The sequence below is a fragment of the Acidovorax sp. SUPP950 genome (assembly GCF_030158935.1).
GTDB lineage: Bacteria > Pseudomonadota > Gammaproteobacteria > Burkholderiales > Burkholderiaceae_C > Paracidovorax.
In genome coordinates, this window is record NZ_BQXE01000002.1 from 1 (window position 1) to 15,724 (window position 15,724).

The 15,724-nt window shown below is 64.0% G+C and carries 13 protein-coding genes; all 13 read left to right on the forward strand.

The annotated features are described in order from the left end of the window. The first annotated feature begins 446 nt into the window (after positions 1-446). Positions 447-845, forward strand: a complete 399-nt coding sequence (locus AVME950_RS09290; RefSeq protein ID WP_284429604.1) for a MerR family transcriptional regulator — start codon at positions 447-449, stop codon at positions 843-845. Between the two features lie 40 nt (positions 846-885). Next, positions 886-1,347 (forward strand): PaaI family thioesterase, encoded by a 462-nt coding sequence (locus AVME950_RS09295; protein WP_284429605.1) that lies wholly within the window; start codon positions 886-888, stop codon positions 1,345-1,347. 36 nt (positions 1,348-1,383) lie between these two features. After that, positions 1,384-2,571 carry an isovaleryl-CoA dehydrogenase gene (locus AVME950_RS09300; RefSeq protein WP_284429606.1) on the forward strand — a complete coding sequence of 396 codons (1,188 nt, stop codon included), beginning with the start codon at positions 1,384-1,386 and terminating at the stop codon, positions 2,569-2,571. Positions 2,572-2,600: 29 nt separating this feature from the next. Beyond that, entirely contained in the window at positions 2,601-3,263 is a 663-nt protein-coding gene (can, locus tag AVME950_RS09305) for a carbonate dehydratase (RefSeq protein ID WP_284429607.1), read from the forward strand. A gap of 28 nt (positions 3,264-3,291) precedes the next feature. Beyond that, entirely contained in the window at positions 3,292-5,103 is a 1,812-nt protein-coding gene (gene aceK / locus AVME950_RS09310; protein WP_284429608.1) for a bifunctional isocitrate dehydrogenase kinase/phosphatase, read from the forward strand. A 77-nt stretch (positions 5,104-5,180) separates the two neighbouring features. Then, positions 5,181-6,365: an acetyl-CoA C-acyltransferase gene (locus tag AVME950_RS09315; RefSeq protein WP_284397705.1), complete on the forward strand. Its 1,185-nt coding sequence runs from the start codon at positions 5,181-5,183 to the stop codon at positions 6,363-6,365. 91 nt (positions 6,366-6,456) lie between these two features. Beyond that, the gene (locus tag AVME950_RS09320) at positions 6,457-7,128 is read left to right on the forward strand and encodes an SDR family oxidoreductase (protein ID WP_284429609.1); all 672 of its coding nucleotides are present in this window, start codon (positions 6,457-6,459) and stop codon (positions 7,126-7,128) included. Between the two features lie 8 nt (positions 7,129-7,136). Next, entirely contained in the window at positions 7,137-8,276 is a 1,140-nt protein-coding gene (locus AVME950_RS09325) for an acyltransferase family protein (protein WP_284429610.1), read from the forward strand. Positions 8,277-8,376: 100 nt separating this feature from the next. Continuing rightward, positions 8,377-9,507, forward strand: coding sequence for an acyl-CoA dehydrogenase family protein (locus AVME950_RS09330; RefSeq protein ID WP_284429611.1), 1,131 nt, complete (start codon positions 8,377-8,379; stop codon positions 9,505-9,507). Between the two features lie 307 nt (positions 9,508-9,814). Further along, a complete protein-coding gene (locus tag AVME950_RS09335; RefSeq protein ID WP_284429612.1) occupies positions 9,815-11,410 on the forward strand; it encodes a protein kinase family protein in 1,596 nt (531 codons plus the stop codon). Between the two features lie 350 nt (positions 11,411-11,760). Further along, positions 11,761-13,215 (forward strand): hypothetical protein, encoded by a 1,455-nt coding sequence (locus AVME950_RS09340; protein WP_284429613.1) that lies wholly within the window; start codon positions 11,761-11,763, stop codon positions 13,213-13,215. A 135-nt stretch (positions 13,216-13,350) separates the two neighbouring features. Next, positions 13,351-15,045, forward strand: a complete 1,695-nt coding sequence (locus tag AVME950_RS09345; RefSeq protein ID WP_284429614.1) for a hypothetical protein — start codon at positions 13,351-13,353, stop codon at positions 15,043-15,045. A 16-nt stretch (positions 15,046-15,061) separates the two neighbouring features. Continuing rightward, positions 15,062-15,694: a hypothetical protein gene (locus AVME950_RS09350; RefSeq protein WP_284429615.1), complete on the forward strand. Its 633-nt coding sequence runs from the start codon at positions 15,062-15,064 to the stop codon at positions 15,692-15,694. The last annotated feature ends 30 nt before the right edge of the window (positions 15,695-15,724 follow it).

Genomic DNA, 15,724 nt, shown 5'->3' on the forward strand with positions numbered 1-15,724 from the left:
GTGAAACGACTTTGCGCCGATGATAGTGCGGGTTCCCGTGTGAAAGTAGGTCATCGTCAGGCTCTTACAGCCCAAACCGCCCCGACATCCAACGATGTCGGGGCGTTTTGCTTTGGGGAATGAAAATCTCTCCTGCAAACCTTTGCTAGACGTAGCCTGCTTGGTTGAACCAGTCTCCAGTCAGATACGCCCCTTAGCCTCAGGCCCAAGCCTGACAACGCATTGCAGGCTTCAATGCGGCGCTGTTCGTCGGCCTCAGGCATTCAACGGACCACGCGACCACGCTGCCATTCCGATCAGCCAGGCCCCGATCCAGGCCAGTTCAATCCGCTCCCGGCCCTGCGGATACGCTACGATTGACGTTACGTCAACGCCAGCGAACCCTCCCCACCACCGCAGCCGCTGACAGGGATGGATCTCCGCTCCACGAGTCTCCCCCACCTCCTATGGCCGCCACCACCTACACCATCAGCGACCTCGCCAAAGAGTTCGACCTCACCACCCGCGCCATGCGCTTCTACGAAGACATGGGCCTCCTTCAACCCCAACGCACCGGACCTGGCGCTCGAACTCGCATCTATACCGCACGTGATCGCACTCGGTTGCGGCTCACCTTGCGGGCAAAACGCCTGGGGCTTTCGCTGACCGAGGCAAAGGAAATCATCGATCTCTACGACAGTCCCAGGGACACCGGTGTGCAGCTCCGCAAATTCCTGGACGTGCTGGCGGGGCACCGCAAGCAACTGGAGGCCCAGATGGCCGATCTTCAGGCGAACCTAGAGGAGGTGCGGGAACATGAAAGGGAAGCGAGGGCACTGCTCCTCAAGGCGGAAAAGAAGAAATAGGCCATAATTGACGTTTACGTAAACGTAACTCAGCAAAGCCATGCCGATCACGCTGTCTGACCTTGCCCATCCCGACCATGTGCACCGCGTTTCTCAGAGTTTTGCCCTTCAGGGCGCCATGCGCACTTTGGGCGCGCAGCTGGGGCACATTGCCCCGGGCGAGGTGGACATCGAATTGGACTGGGCCGCGTCGCTGACACAACAGCATGGTTTTTTACATGCGGGAATGGTGTCCGCCGCGCTGGATTCCGCCTGCGGATACGCGGCCTTTACCCTGATGTCTGACGAGGCCGCGGTGTTGACAATCGAATTCAAGATCAACCTGTTGGCGCCGGCGCGCGGGCCCCGCTTTCGCATGGAAGGCCGTGTCGTCAAGCCGGGCCGGACCATCACGGTGTGCGAAGGCCGGGCCTACGGTGTTGACGGCGGCCAGGAAAAACTGATCGCCACCATGGGCTGCACGCTCATGTCCGTCATTGGGCGCGATGGCATTGCCGGCTGAACTTCTTCTTCATTAATTCCCAAAATAGGAGACTCCATGACCCTCGCCAGCCTTCCCGGCCTGAATTTCCAACTGGGCGAAGACATTGATGCCTTGCGCGACGCTGTGCGCGATTTCGCGCAAGCCGAGATCGCACCGCGTGCGGCGGAGATCGATCGCACCGACCAGTTCCCCATGGACTTGTGGCGCAAGATGGGCGAGTTGGGCGTGCTCGGCATCACCGTGCCGGAGGCGTACGGAGGTGCGCATATGGGGTATCTCGCGCACATGGTGGCGATGGAAGAAATTTCCCGGGCCAGCGCATCGGTGGGCCTGTCCTACGGCGCCCACAGCAATCTGTGCGTGAACCAGATCAACCGCAACGGTTCCGAAGAGCAAAAGCACAAGTACCTGCCCGGCCTGATCAGTGGCGAGCATGTGGGCGCGCTGGCCATGAGCGAGCCGGGCGCCGGCTCCGATGTGATCAGCATGAAGCTCAAGGCCGAAGACAAAGGCGGCTATTACCTGCTCAATGGCACCAAGATGTGGATCACCAACGGCCCGGACGCCGACACGCTGGTGGTTTACGCCAAGACGGAGCCCGAACTGGGGGCACGCGGCGTCACGGCTTTCCTGATCGAAAAGGGTATGAAGGGCTTCAGCATTGCGCAAAAGCTCGACAAGCTTGGCATGCGGGGAAGCCACACGGGTGAGCTGGTGTTCGAGAATGTCGAAGTTCCAGCGAGCCAAGTCCTGGGCACCGTCAACGGTGGTGCCAAGGTTCTCATGAGCGGGCTCGACTACGAACGGGCGGTGTTGACCGGCGGGCCGTTGGGGATCATGCAGGCGGTCATGGACAACGTGGTGCCCTACATCCACGACCGCAAGCAGTTCGGCCAGAGCATCGGCGAGTTCCAGCTGATCCAGGGCAAGGTGGCCGACATGTACACGGTGCTGCAGGCGGGCCGCTCGTTTGCCTACACGGTGGCGAAGAACCTCGACATGCTGGGGACCGACCATGTGCGCCAAGTACGCAAGGACTGCGCGTCCGTCATCCTGTGGTGCGCCGAAAAAGCCACCTGGATGGCCGGCGAGGGTGTTCAGATTTTTGGCGGAAACGGTTACATCAACGAATACCCGTTGGGCCGCTTGTGGAGAGATGCAAAACTCTACGAGATCGGCGCCGGCACCAGCGAAATTCGCCGTATGCTAATCGGCCGCGAATTGTTCGCGGAAACATGCTGATTTGTTGAACAATCTTCGAAAGAACCGACATGGCCGTTCCCGACATCGAACAACTTTTCGTCCACAACCGTGCGTGGGCAGCGCAGATGGAGCGGGAACGTCCCGGGTTTTTCACGGGCCTCATGGCACAGCAAAAGCCCAAATACATGTGGGTCGGCTGTTCCGACAGCCGCGTGCCAGCCAACCAGATCACCGGATTGGAGCCCGGAGAGGTGTTCGTGCACCGCAACGTGGCCAATGTGGTGGTGCCCACCGATCTGAACTGTCTTTCCACCATCCAGTATGCGGTTGACCAGCTGCGGGTCGAACATCTGATGGTGGTCGGCCATTACGGGTGCGGCGGCGTGCTGGCCGCGCTGCAGGATGTGCGTGTGGGCCTGGCGGACAACTGGATCCGCCACGTGAAGGATGTGCGCGACCGCCACCGCGAGCTCATCGCCGCGACGCCACAGGCGTGGCGCCATGACGTGCTGTGCGAACTCAATGCCATCGAGCAGGTGATGAACGTCGCGCAGACCACCGTGATGCTCGATGCCTGGGCGAGCGGCCAGAACGTCACCCTGCATGCCTGGTGCTACGGCCTCAAGGATGGGTTGATCAAGAACCTGAACCTGGAGGTCTCCGGCACCGAAGGCCTCGACGCGCTTTATCAGGCGGCCGTTGCCGGCATTGCGGCCACCCGCCGCGAGTAAGCTCGCTCTCCTTCGCAGGACGCGGCCCATGTTTCCCCAGCGACTGGATTCCCCCCACGCCTACGCGATCGCCAAGGCGATGATGGATGGCTTCAACCGCCACTATCAGCTGTTCCGCACGGAGTCCGCGCGCGCCAAGCACCGTTTCGAGACGGCCGACTGGCTCGGGCAGCAACGGGCCCAGCGCGAGCGGATCGAGTTCTACGATCTGCGCGTGAAGGAATGCGTGCGACGGCTGGACAAGGAGTTCAACGCGGGCGAGCAGCCCATGGACGTGTGGCACCAGGTCAAGCTGCATTACATCGGCCTGCTCGTGGACCACCACCAGCCCGAGCTGGCCGAGACGTTCTTCAACTCGGTCACGACGAAGATCCTGCACCGCACGCATTTCCACAACAACTTCATCTTCGTGCGGCCGGCCGTGAGCACGGAGTACATCGAAAACGAGGAGCCGGCCGCCCGGCCGACGTACCGCGCCTATTACCCGTCGCCGGACACACTGCACGAGACGTTGGTCCGCATCGTGGACAACTTCCAGCTGCAGCGCGAGTTCGAAGACCTGGACCGCGATACCCGCCATGTGCTGGCAGCGCTCCAGCATCGCCTGGGGCCACACACCAAGCTGCGCGCCAATTTCCAGGTGCAGGTGCTGTCGGGCCTGTTCTATCGGAACAAGGGCGCCTACCTGGTGGGCAAGGTGATCAACGGCTTCAACGAACTGGCGTTTGCCTTGCCGATCCTGCACGGCAGCGCGGGCCGCCTGGTGATCGATGCGGCCCTGTTCGGCGAGGACGACCTGCAGATGCTGTTCAGCTTCGCGCGGGCGTATTTCATGGTGGACATGGAAATCCCCAGCGCCTACGTGCAGTTCCTGCGCAGCCTGATGCCGCGCAAGCCCCGGGCCGAGCTGTACAACGCGCTGGGCCTGGCCAAGCAAGGCAAGACGCTTTTCTACCGCGACTTCCTGCACCACCTGCGTTATTCCAGCGACCGCTTTCGCATCGCGCCGGGCATCAAGGGGATGGTGATGCTGGTGTTCGATCTGCCCAGCTTCCCATTCGTGTTCAAGCTCATCAAGGACTACTACCCGCCGCCGAAGGACACGACGCGCGAGCAGATCCAATCCAAGTACCTGCTGGTCAAGCAGCACGACCGCGTGGGCCGCATGGCCGATACGCTCGAATACAGCGAGGTGGCCTTTCCGCGCGAGCGATTCGAAGACGGGCTGATCGCCGAGATCGAGAAATTCGCCCCGAGCCAGCTGGAGATCAGCGACCGCGACGGCGACGGCCAGATCGAAGTCATCATCAAGCACCTGTACATCGAGCGGCGGATGATTCCGCTCAACATCTACCTGCAGGAGGCCTTCGAGGCCGGCCTGCACGATCCGCGCGCGCGCCAGCAGATGGAGCGCAGCGTGGTCGAATACGGCAATGCGATCAAGGATCTGGTGGCAGCCAACATCTTTCCCGGCGACATGCTTTGGAAGAACTTCGGCGTGACGCGCAATGGCAAGGTCGTGTTCTACGACTACGACGAGATCGAATACCTCACCGACTGCCAGTTCCGCCGCGTGCCCGCGGCGCGCAACGAAGAGGACGAGATGAGCGGCGAGGTCTGGTATGCCGTGGGTCCGCGCGACGTATTCCCGGAAACCTTCGCCCCCTTTTTGCTCGGCAACGACGCGGTGCGCGATGTGTTCATGCGCCACCACGCCGATCTGCTGGACGCGGACTTCTGGCAGTCGCACAAGGAGCGCATCCAGGCGGGCCATGTGTACGACGTCTTTCCCTATGACAACGAACGGCGGTTCTCGTCCGGGACCGCACCGCCTTCCTGAGCGCCGCCGTGGCAGCACCCTGGCCCATCCCTTCGGCTTTTTAACCCCTTCCCCCCTCTTTTTGCAGGAGCAACAGCATGAGCAGTGATTCCATCGTCATCGTCGGTGCCGCGCGCACCCCCATGGGCGCCTTCCAGGGCGATTTCTCCAGCCTGGCGGCGCACGACCTGGGCGGCGTGGCCATCCGCGCCGCCGTCGAGCGCGCTGGCATCGCGCCGGAGTCGGTCGAAGAGGTGCTGTTCGGCAATTGCCTGATGGCCGGCCAGGGCCAGGCGCCCGCGCGCCAGGCAGGCTTCAAGGGCGGGCTGCCGCAGAGCGCCGGCGCCGTGACGCTGAGCAAGATGTGCGGCTCGGGCATGAAGGCCGCGATGTTCGCGCACGACCTGCTGCTGGCCGGCACGCACGATGTGATCGTCGCCGGCGGCATGGAGAGCATGACCAACGCGCCGTACCTGCTGCAAAAGGGCCGCGGCGGCTACCGCCTGGGCCATGACCGCATCTTCGACCACATGATGCTCGACGGCCTGGAGGACGCCTATGAGCCCGGCCGCTCGATGGGTACCTTCGGTGAGGATTGCGCCGCCAAGTACCAGTTCACGCGCGAGCAGCAGGATGCCTTCGCCGTGGCCAGCGTGCAGCGCGCCAAGGCGGCCAGCGACTCCGGCGCGTTCGCCGACGAGATCGCACCGGTCACGGTCAAGACCCGCGCGGGCGAGACCGTGGTGTCGGTGGACGAAGGCCCGGGCAAGGTCAAGCTGGACAAGATTCCCCAGCTCAAGCCCGCGTTCAAGAAGGACGGCACCATCACCGCCGCCTCCAGCTCCAGCATCAACGACGGCGCGGCCGCGCTCGTGATGATGCGCGAGTCCACCGCCCTCAAGCTCGGCCGCCAGCCCATCGCCCGCATCGTGGCCCATGCCATGCACGCCCAGGCTCCGGAATGGTTCACCACCGCGCCGGTCGGCGCCACCCAGAAAGCCTTGAACAAGGCCGGCTGGAGCGTGCTGGACGTGGACCTGTGGGAAGTCAATGAGGCCTTTGCCGTCGTGCCCATGGCGCTCATGAAGGAGCTGAACGTGTCGCACGACATCGTGAACGTGAACGGTGGCGCCTGCGCCCTGGGCCACCCCATCGGTGCCAGCGGCGCCCGCATCATGGTCACGCTGATCCATGCGCTGAAGGCGCGCGGCAAGAAGCGCGGCCTGGCCACGCTGTGCATCGGCGGGGGCGAAGGCACGGCCGTCGCGCTGGAACTGATCTGATCGAGGCCCGTGGCGTATTGCTATTAAATGTATAGCAGCACGCCTTAGAATTGATTGCGGTGGAAGCCGATTGGATACAAGGATTCAGGCAGTGACCCAGACCGTTCTCGTCATCGGCGCATCGCGCGGCATCGGGCTCGAATTCGTGCGGCAATACCGCGAGGCCGGCTGGCGCGTGATCGCCACCGTGCGCGACGACGCCGGCCGCGAGCGCGTGCAGTCCCTGGGGGCCGAGCCGATGCGCGTGGATGTGGCCGACCCGGCCAGCGTCAGCGGCCTGGCCTGGCTTTTGGACGGCGAAAAGCTCGACGTGGCGCTCTACGTGGCGGGCGTGATCCGCCGGCCCTCGGCGCTCACCCCGCCCACGCGCGAGGATTTCGACGCCGTCATGCGCACCAACGTGCTCGGCGCCATGCAGGCGCTGCCACAGGTCGCGCCCCATGTGGCGATGGCGGGCGGCACCCTGGCGTTCCTGTCGTCCGCCATGTCGCTGATCGGCAGCGTGCCGGGCAGCGATTCGTGGCTGTACCGCACGAGCAAGGCCGCGCTCAACATGGCGGTGGCCGCGGCGCAGCACGACTATCCGGAGGCCACGCTCATCACGCTCGACCCGGGCTGGGTGCAGACCGACATGGGGGGCGAGGGCGCGGCGCTCACACCCGAGGCGAGCGTGCGCGGCATGCGCGCGGTGCTGGCGGGCGTCACCCCGGCCGACCGGGGCCGGCTGCTGCACCACGACGGCCGCCGGGCCGCGCACTGGTGAGCGCCGCAGTGCTAAATGCCCCGCGCGGGGCGGCGGTGATCGCGCCGACCGCGCATGGCGCGAACCATTTCAACCTGCTGCGTCTGGCGGCGGCGATCGCCGTGCTGCTGTCGCATGGCGAGTTCCTCTACCGCCTGAGCATGCCCGTGCCCTTTGCCGGACACAGCCTGGGCTCGCTGGCGGTGTACTGCTTTTTCTTCATCAGCGGTTACCTCGTGTGCCAGAGCTGGGAGCGCGAGCCGGACATCGGCGTGTTCTGGGCCAAGCGCGTGGCGCGCATCTTTCCCGGGCTGGTGGTGGCGACCGCGTTCTCGGTGTTCGTGCTGGGCTGGGCCATGACGCAGCTGCCGACGGCGCAGTACTGGTCCGATGCCCGCACGTGGATCCATTTCCTCAACAACGCCGTGGGGATGGCCGTCGTGCAGGTGCTTCCGGGCGTGTTTGAGAACAACCCTTTCGCCCGGTCGGTGAACGGCTCGCTGTGGACGATCCGCTACGAGCTGTTGATGTACCTGCTGCTGTCGATGGCGGGCGTGGCGGGATGGACGCGGCGGCGCTGGGTGTATCCCGTGGCTGCGCTGCTCATGGCGGTATCTTGGCAGTGGGCGCGGGTGGCCGGCTGGGATGCCTGGGTCGATGCCGGGCCGCGGTGGCTCACGGCGCTCTTCCACCTGTTCCACTGGGGGGAGGTTTCCGGGTTCGGCGTGGCGTTCCTGCTCGGCTGCACCTTCGCGGCCTACCGCGTGCGCAGTGGCCCGTGGCTGCTGGTGGTGGCCGTGCTGGGCGGCGCCTTGGCGTGGTTCACGCCGCAGGCGTGGAGCGTGCAGATCGGCGTGTGGGCCCTGGTGGCGGCCGGCATCTTCTGGGCCGCGCACGTGGGCGGTGGCCGCTCGGGCGGCTGGCTGCGCGAGGACCTGTCCTATGGCGTCTACATCTACGCCTTTCCGATCCAGCAGGCCGTGACGGAAATCAGCCTCAGGCGCGGCTGGAGCCTGGCGGTGTGCATCGCGGTGTCGCTCGCGCTGACGCTGGCCATGGCGGCGTTCTCGTGGTTCTGCATCGAAAAGCCCGGAGTGCGCTATGGGCGGCGCGTGGTGGAGCATTGGTCGCGCCGCCGCGGCCTGGGCATGCACGGCACGCCGGTGTAGCCGGCGCTGGCCGGCACCGCGAGGCGGACGCGCCGGGTTCGGCAAACGAATTTTCAAGGCCCCTTCAGAGCCATTTCTTTCGACGACGGAGACAAAAAGCATGCTGTTGAACCAAGACCAGGAAATGATCCGCGACGCGGTGCGCGATTTCGCCCAGCGCGAGCTGTGGCCGCACGCGGCCCGCTGGGACCGCGAACACCACTTTCCCCGCGAGGCCCACCAGGGCTTGGCCGCGCTGGGCGCCTACGGCATCTGCGTGCCTGAAGAGGACGGCGGCGCGGGGCTCGACTACCTGACGCTGGCCCTGGTGCTGGAGGAGATCGCGGCCGGCGACGGCGGCACCAGCACGGCCATCAGCGTGACCAACTGCCCGGTGAACGCCATCCTCATGCGCTACGGCAATGCCGCGCAGAAGAAGGCCTGGCTCGCGCCGCTGGCGCAGGGCCGGATGCTGGGCTCGTTCTGCCTGACCGAGCCGCATGTGGGCTCGGACGCTTCGGCCCTGCGCACGACGGCGGTGAAGGACGGCGACGGCTACGTGATCAACGGCGTCAAGCAGTTCATCACCAGCGGCAAGAACGGCCACGTGGCCATCGTCATCGCGGTCACCGACAAGGGCGCGGGCAAGAAGGGCATGAGCGCCTTCCTGGTGCCCACCGACTCGCTGGGCTACACCGTCGCGCGGCTGGAAGACAAGCTTGGCCAGCACAGCAGCGACACGGCACAGATCCAGTTCGACCAATGCCGCGTGCCGGCCGAGAACCTGATCGGTGCGGAGGGCGAGGGCTACAAGATCGCGCTCGGCGCGCTGGAGGGCGGGCGCATCGGCATCGCCGCGCAGAGCGTGGGCATGGCACGCAGCGCGTTCGAGGCCGCGCTGGCGTATTCGAAGGAGCGCGAGAGCTTCGGCACGCCCATCTTCAACCACCAGGCGGTGGGATTTCGGCTGGCCGACTGCGCCACGCAGATCGAGGCGGCGCGCCAGCTCATCTGGCACGCGGCGGCGCTGCGCGATGCCGGCCGGCCGTGTTTGAAAGAGGCCGCCATGGCCAAGCTCTTCGCCAGCGAGATGGCCGAGCGCGTGTGCAGCGCGGCGATCCAGACGCTGGGCGGCTACGGCGTGGTGAACGACTTTCCCGTGGAGCGCATCTACCGCGATGTGCGCGTGTGCCAGATCTACGAAGGCACGAGCGACGTGCAGAAGATCATCATCCAGCGCGCGCTGGCCTGAGTTTGATGGCGCGGTGGTGGTGCGGGTGCGGCCATCCTCGCGTGGGCTGACCGCGCCGTCAGGCGCGGCGGGGGATGGGTTTCCGGCGCTGTGAGGGGCGAGTGGTCCGGGCGTGCTGTTCCTTCAAGGTCTAGAAGGACGGCCTGCATTTTTCGCTGGTTTGCCCAGTGCTTCGCCATGATGGGTTGGCGCGCGCGCAGATATCGGATGCTCTGAGAAGCCGGCAGGTCTTGGCGGCAGAAAGAGAGCCATGTTGCCGGAGAACTCATTTCGGATAGATCGAAACCCCGGCCTGGGATCGCAGCGCATGCACACCGACGTGGAGCCATCCCGGTCGGCATCGCCCTCTCCGTCAGTGCTGGATGCACCAGCCGGACTGCGCAGCGCTGCCAGGCGCCCACCGGGCGCCCAAGAGCATGGCTCTCCCGTGCGCAGCCCGTTGCCACAGTCGCTGTTAGGCAAGGCGCAGGCAAGCACCAAGGCGTCTGCCGCAGCATCGGCGTTGCCTCTGCCTGCGGTGGTACGCCATACGGCCTTCGTCCAGCCACACGCCGGCATCCGTGGCGCGTCTGATCCCCTGCAGCGCGCTGCAGGCGCCCAGCAATCCGCGCGTGTGCCCCGAACGACACTGGGGCAATTGCTGGCTCAGGAGCGCCGGGAGGAGGCCGAGCAGGCGCGATTGGCACTGTTCAATGCCGGTGGCGCACTGAAGCGGTTGAAGGACCGCGCGGCCAGGATGCATCCGTCCACGATGGACCAGCGATGGCACGCCATCTTGAATGGAAAGCCCAAACCCATGGAGGGGAAACGCAAAGAGGCGTTCGAGGATCTGATTTGGGCGGACGTCGTGGCGCTTGGCGAGGCTGGCAATCTCGAAAACTCACGCGCGATCGACGAGATGATCAACGCGTTGAAAAATGGCACCGCAGGCCCTTCCATCCTGGAGCAAGACCGGCAGATGCTGTTGGAAGTGCTTGAAGGATGGGCCGTCAACTGCCGATACGATGAGCTGAACCTGAAAATCACTCCCTATACGCGGCTGACCTTTACCGACGACCAGGTTCTTGAAAAGCCCGAGAAGCTGGGATCGGGAACGTTCAATACGGTGTTTTCGGTCAAGCTGACGGGCCCGGATGGCGTTCCGATCGACGCCATTTTCAAGCCGCTCCGCACGGAGGAGCGTGGATGGGTGGCCATGGAAACCGGTATTCCGCCTGACGATCCACAGATCGCAATGCGCAACGTGGCCACGGTTGCCTATGTGAGAAAGCTCGGCATGCGCGTGGTGGCCGATACACGCGTCGCGTTGATCGATACCGGACAAGGCCGTCAACTGGGTATGGTGATGGAGCGGGCCCGCGGCAAGTCGGCCGCCGACACTGATCCAAAACTTTTCAGGCAAGCGAACGTATGCGCGGAAGTGACCAAGCTGCAGTTGCTGGATCACCTCACGGGGCAAGGCGATCGCCATGCCGGCAACTATTTCATCAACATCGAACCGGACGGTCGTGCCAAGGTGACGGGGATCGATAACGATCAATGCTTCGGACACAAAATGACGGACCCGGCCGGAATCGAAAGAATCCGGAATGATCCCTCGCGTAAAGGGTTCCGCGGGACGGGGCTGCCTCCGGTGGTGGATACCGAAATGGAGCGATCGATTGGCGCGCTCACTGAAACCGACATCCGTTCGATGCTGGGAGACAAGTTGAGTGAGGCCGAGATCGACGCGGCGGTCCAGCGGCACGAAGGCGTCAAGCAGCATATTGCGCAACTGCGTTCCACCAACCGCGTGATCGATCCGGCCGAGTGGGGCGATGCGAGCGTGCAGCAACTCCTGAACAGCCAAAACAGCTACGTGGGGCGCGAGCGTGACCATGCGCTGTTGATCACCACCTGGTGAGGCATTGATCGCCAACGCATGGCCATCGAATTGCGAGTGGCTCATTGCCAATCGCTCTTCGTTTTTTCGCCTTTCGGCCGCGGGCTTCGCAGCAGCGTGCAGGCCCGTGTTGTTGTTCGGCATAGTCGCTCGGGCCGAACCATTCTGGCGGCAGAAAGAAAGCCATGTTGTCGAATATCGCTTCCCGGCTTGCCCGAGGCCTTATACACAATAAGCCCCGCACCTCCGCCGATGTACCGAAGCCTCCTGAGACGCCTTCGCCCCTCGCTTCGGAAAGTCCTGCGGGACTCCGGCATGCGCCCAAACGGCCCCAAGGATCGTTGGAGCAACTCTCACCCCTTCGCAGCCCGTTGCCCTCCCTGAACAGGCAGCCCAGCATTCGACTGCAAAGTGAGATTCAAGAGTTGTCTTCTGGCGCCAATCCATCGCAAGGGCCGGATGCGGCTCCGCCATCACAGAAGGTTGGCCGTCCGAGACTGGGCGAACTTTTGAAGCAGGAGCTTCGGCAGGAAAAAATTGATCAAGCCGAAAAGGCCGAGCAAGACCGTCAGCAACGGCGTGCCGCACTGGAGCAACTGGTGCATTCGGCGCTGCCCGACGGGGGGCAGGCCATGAAACGGCTCAAGGAGCGCGCAGTCAGAAAGCACCCGAAGACGGCGGCCCAGATATGGCATTCGATCCAGACCGGACTGCCCAAAACCATGAAGGACCAGCGCAGGTCGGCTTTCGAAACGTTGGTGCGCGCTGATCTGCGGGCGCTGGCATCCACTGGCCAGATTGCACCCAGGGCTGCGGTCGACCAATTGACCGAGGCGCTCGGCGAAGGCATCTTCGGCCAAGGCATCCTCAAAAGGGATCGAGCGCTTTTGCTGGAAATATTGGGTGACCTGTCCTTGGAAGGTCTCTACCGGCGGTGGAATCTGGCAATGACAGACGACACCAAGCCTGCCTTTACCGACGCAGACCTTCTGCAAGTGCCTAAACCGTTCGGCGCTGGAGAATTCACCCACGTCTATGAAGTCAAGCTCAAGGAAACCGACGGCGCGGTGCTGAATGCCCTCTTCAAGCCGATTCCGAGGGAGGATTGGTCTTATGCCGGTTGGGCGACCGGCATTCCGAGATATGACCCGCAGACCGTGATGCGCAATCTCGCCACCGTCGATTACGCCAGGAAGCTCGGGTTTCATGTGATTCCGGATACCCGCGTGGCACTGATCGACGTCGATAAAAAACCGTTTGATCCCTCCGTGGGCCTGCTCATGGAGCTGGCCCCGGGCGAGCCGGCCGAGCGCACGCCTGCGAGCGTTTTGGCCCGGGCAGATGTTCGCGCGGAAGTGACCAAGCTCCAGCTGCTCGACCACCTGACGGGGGAGGGGGACCGCCATGGTTTCAATTACTTCATCCATATCGATGCGGACGATCGGCCCACGGTCATGGGCATCGACAACGACCAGTGCTTTGGCGAGAAGTTGACCGATCCCGCCGGTGCCCGATACGCCGATGACTCGCAGCACAGGTTCTTGCAGGGAGTCGGGCTGCCTCCCGTGGTGGATACCGACATGGAGCGCGCTATTGAGGCGATGACGGAGGACGACATCCATGCCATGCTCGGCAACAAATTGAACACCGCGGAAATTGCCGCCGCGCTTCAGCGGTACCGAGGCTTGAAAGCGCACATCGTTCAGTTGCGGGAGCAGAACTGGGTCATCGATCCGAAAGATTGGGAGACGCCGCAGGTGCAGGCGCTCATGACTCCGCAGAACAGCTATCTGGCACGCGATCTTCAACGAGTGGCAGGCGTTTGAGCCACGGGGCTCTGCGGCGGAAGGTCATGACATTTCGCGTGCCGACCTCGCGCTTCGCTGCAGCGAGTTCGTCCGGGGCCCTTGGCCGGCACACTCATTTGTACCGTTCCCTTTGACGGCAGAGAGAGAGTCGTTTTGCTGGATCACCTGTTTCGGACCGCTCGCAGTTCCGTGCCCAATGCGCCGCGCGTCGAGTCTGGCGGCGTGCCTCCCGCGCGTACGCCGCATACTCCGGTGGCGCTGAAGGGGCCTGAAGGTCTCATGGGCGCGCCAAAGCGATTGCAGGGCGCTGGTGAGCAGTCTTCCCCCGTGCGCAGTCCGTTGCCACCGTCCGCACTGAACCGCCAACCGGTCATCGGCCGCTCGCAGACGGAGATCCAGCCCCATGTCTCCGACGGCCATACCTCGCCGACGCACGAGACCTCGCCTTCTCAGCCGGTACGACGCCAGACGCTGCGCCAACTGCTGGACGAGGCCCTGCGAGAAGAAAAGGCCGAGAAGGCGGAGCAGGCCCGGCAAGCCAAACAGGCCCGCCGTGCTGCGCTGGCGCAATGGGTGCACTCGGCATTGCCGGATGGCGGTCAGGCCATGAAACGATTGAAGGCGCGCGCGGCCAGAGAGCACCCGGCCACTTTGGCCGACAGGTTGCTTCTGATCCGCCATGGAACCCCCAAGCCGATGGAAGGCCCCCGGAAAACGGCGTTCGAGGCGCTGGTGCGTGACGACCTGTGGGCCATGGCCATGGCTGGTGGGGTCGATCCTTTGGTGGCGGTCGACAAGATGGCCGAGGCTTTGGATGAGGGGATACTCGGCCAAGGTATTTTGAAGAGCGATCTTGAATTGCTGACGCAAGTGCTGGACGACTTGGCCATCGACCGTTTGTACACGCGGCTGAACCTGAAAATGACGGACGACACCATGCCCGCGTTCACCAACGCGCAGGTGCTGGAGGCGCCTGTGGAACTGGGGGAGGGGCGAATCAGCAAGGTTTACGCAGTCAAGCTTGAGGACACCGATGGCTCTGAACTGGATGCCGTTTTCAAGCCGCTGAACTCCGAGGTGCCCGACGTGGAGGAGTGGAGTGCGGCTGCCAGACTGGCGGGCATATCGAGAGAAGATCCGCAGACGGCGATGCGCAACCTTGCAACCGTCGCCTACGCGAAGATGATTGGTTTTCATGTGGTTACCGACACGCGCGTGGCGTTGATCGACATCGGAGATGACCCGTTCAACCCTGCCTTGGGGCTGATCATGGAACGCGCCCGTGGTGAACCGGCTGAAGAGGTCGATGCGGAAGTGTTCAAGGAGGGCTCCGTGTGCGCGGAAGTGACGAAGCTCCAGTTGCTTGACCATCTGACCGGGGAGGCGGATCGCTACGACAAAAACTATTTTGTCGAGCTCGGCTCCGATGGCCGGGCCAAGGTCATGGGCATCGATAACGACACCAGCTTCGGCGCAGCACTGACTGATCCAGCCGGCGCCAAAGCGCCGCGGACCGACCCGAAAGGCGTCGCGATCGATCCGTCGCGCCTGGGGCTCCGCGGCACGGCGCTCCCCCCTGTGGTGGACACGGACATGGAAAGCGCAGTCCTTGCACTCACGGAGGAAGGCATTGTTTCGATCCTGGAAGACAAGCTGAACGATGCCGAGGTCGATGCCGCCATCCAGCGGTACCGAGGCGTCAGGCAGCACATGGTCGAATTGCGCGAGGCGGGGCGCGTCATCGCGCCGCACGAATGGGGCCGATCCGACATCCAGGAACTCTTCACCCCGGAAAACAGCTACCTGGGCCGCGATCGCGAACTTGCCTGGGTTGCCAGCCAACCATAGACATTGAACGACCCACATGAACCTCTCTGCCAACGAAGCCGAACGCGATACCGGCGCGCCCTCAGCCCTGACCCTCTTCGCTGATGAAGGACTGCCGTTTCCTCCCGTACCGGCAGCGCTGGCGAGCGCATTGCAGGTCCAGGGGCGGGCATGGTTCGCCACGCGTCCCGTGGCCTCGTCCCCTTACGATTTCCATCACTTCCTGGATGAAGTCGAAACGCAACCCGATGTGGCGGACTACGCCGTGGTGGGTTTCGACGGCCATGGCACCAACAGCTGGGCGGTGCATTTCTACCTGGTCGGCCAGGGGTTGGCGCTTTTCATCAAGCTTCCCTGGGGTGGGGCCTACCTGGAGCCCGAGCCCGCCCGCGCGCACATCACTGAAATGTTCGACTGGGCCGCTGCCTTGCTGTCGCAGCTGCAACGTGCCGAATCGGCCGGCAAGATACCGCCGGGCATGCGGCTGCACGTGGCGGCGAGCCGTTTTGATCACGCGGGTTGGCGCTGGGTGGCCGCAGGGCAGAACGCGGCCGAGACGCCGTGGAACCCGGCCGGCGGCATGAGAGCGGCCGTGCTTCAGGAGCTTGAGGCGGTGATCGCTGGCCGGGCATTGGCGGGTGGGGCGACTCCGCAGGGGCCGATGACTTAGTCGCTGGGCGCCGCCTTCCTTCGGCTGCCG

What these genes read in the sequence shown, in the direction of transcription:
- AVME950_RS09290 (WP_284429604.1), top strand. Translation starts at nt 447, where the DNA reads ATGGCCGCCACCACCTACACCATCAGCGACCTCGCCAAAGAGTTCGAC.
- AVME950_RS09295 (WP_284429605.1), top strand. Translation starts at nt 886, where the DNA reads ATGCCGATCACGCTGTCTGACCTTGCCCATCCCGACCATGTGCACCGC.
- AVME950_RS09350 (WP_284429615.1), top strand. Translation starts at nt 15,062, where the DNA reads ATGAACCTCTCTGCCAACGAAGCCGAACGCGATACCGGCGCGCCCTCA.
- can (WP_284429607.1), top strand. Translation starts at nt 2,601, where the DNA reads ATGGCCGTTCCCGACATCGAACAACTTTTCGTCCACAACCGTGCGTGG.
- aceK (WP_284429608.1), top strand. Translation starts at nt 3,292, where the DNA reads ATGTTTCCCCAGCGACTGGATTCCCCCCACGCCTACGCGATCGCCAAG.
- AVME950_RS09300 (WP_284429606.1), top strand. Translation starts at nt 1,384, where the DNA reads ATGACCCTCGCCAGCCTTCCCGGCCTGAATTTCCAACTGGGCGAAGAC.
- AVME950_RS09335 (WP_284429612.1), top strand. Translation starts at nt 9,815, where the DNA reads ATGCACACCGACGTGGAGCCATCCCGGTCGGCATCGCCCTCTCCGTCA.
- AVME950_RS09330 (WP_284429611.1), top strand. Translation starts at nt 8,377, where the DNA reads ATGCTGTTGAACCAAGACCAGGAAATGATCCGCGACGCGGTGCGCGAT.
- AVME950_RS09315 (WP_284397705.1), top strand. Translation starts at nt 5,181, where the DNA reads ATGAGCAGTGATTCCATCGTCATCGTCGGTGCCGCGCGCACCCCCATG.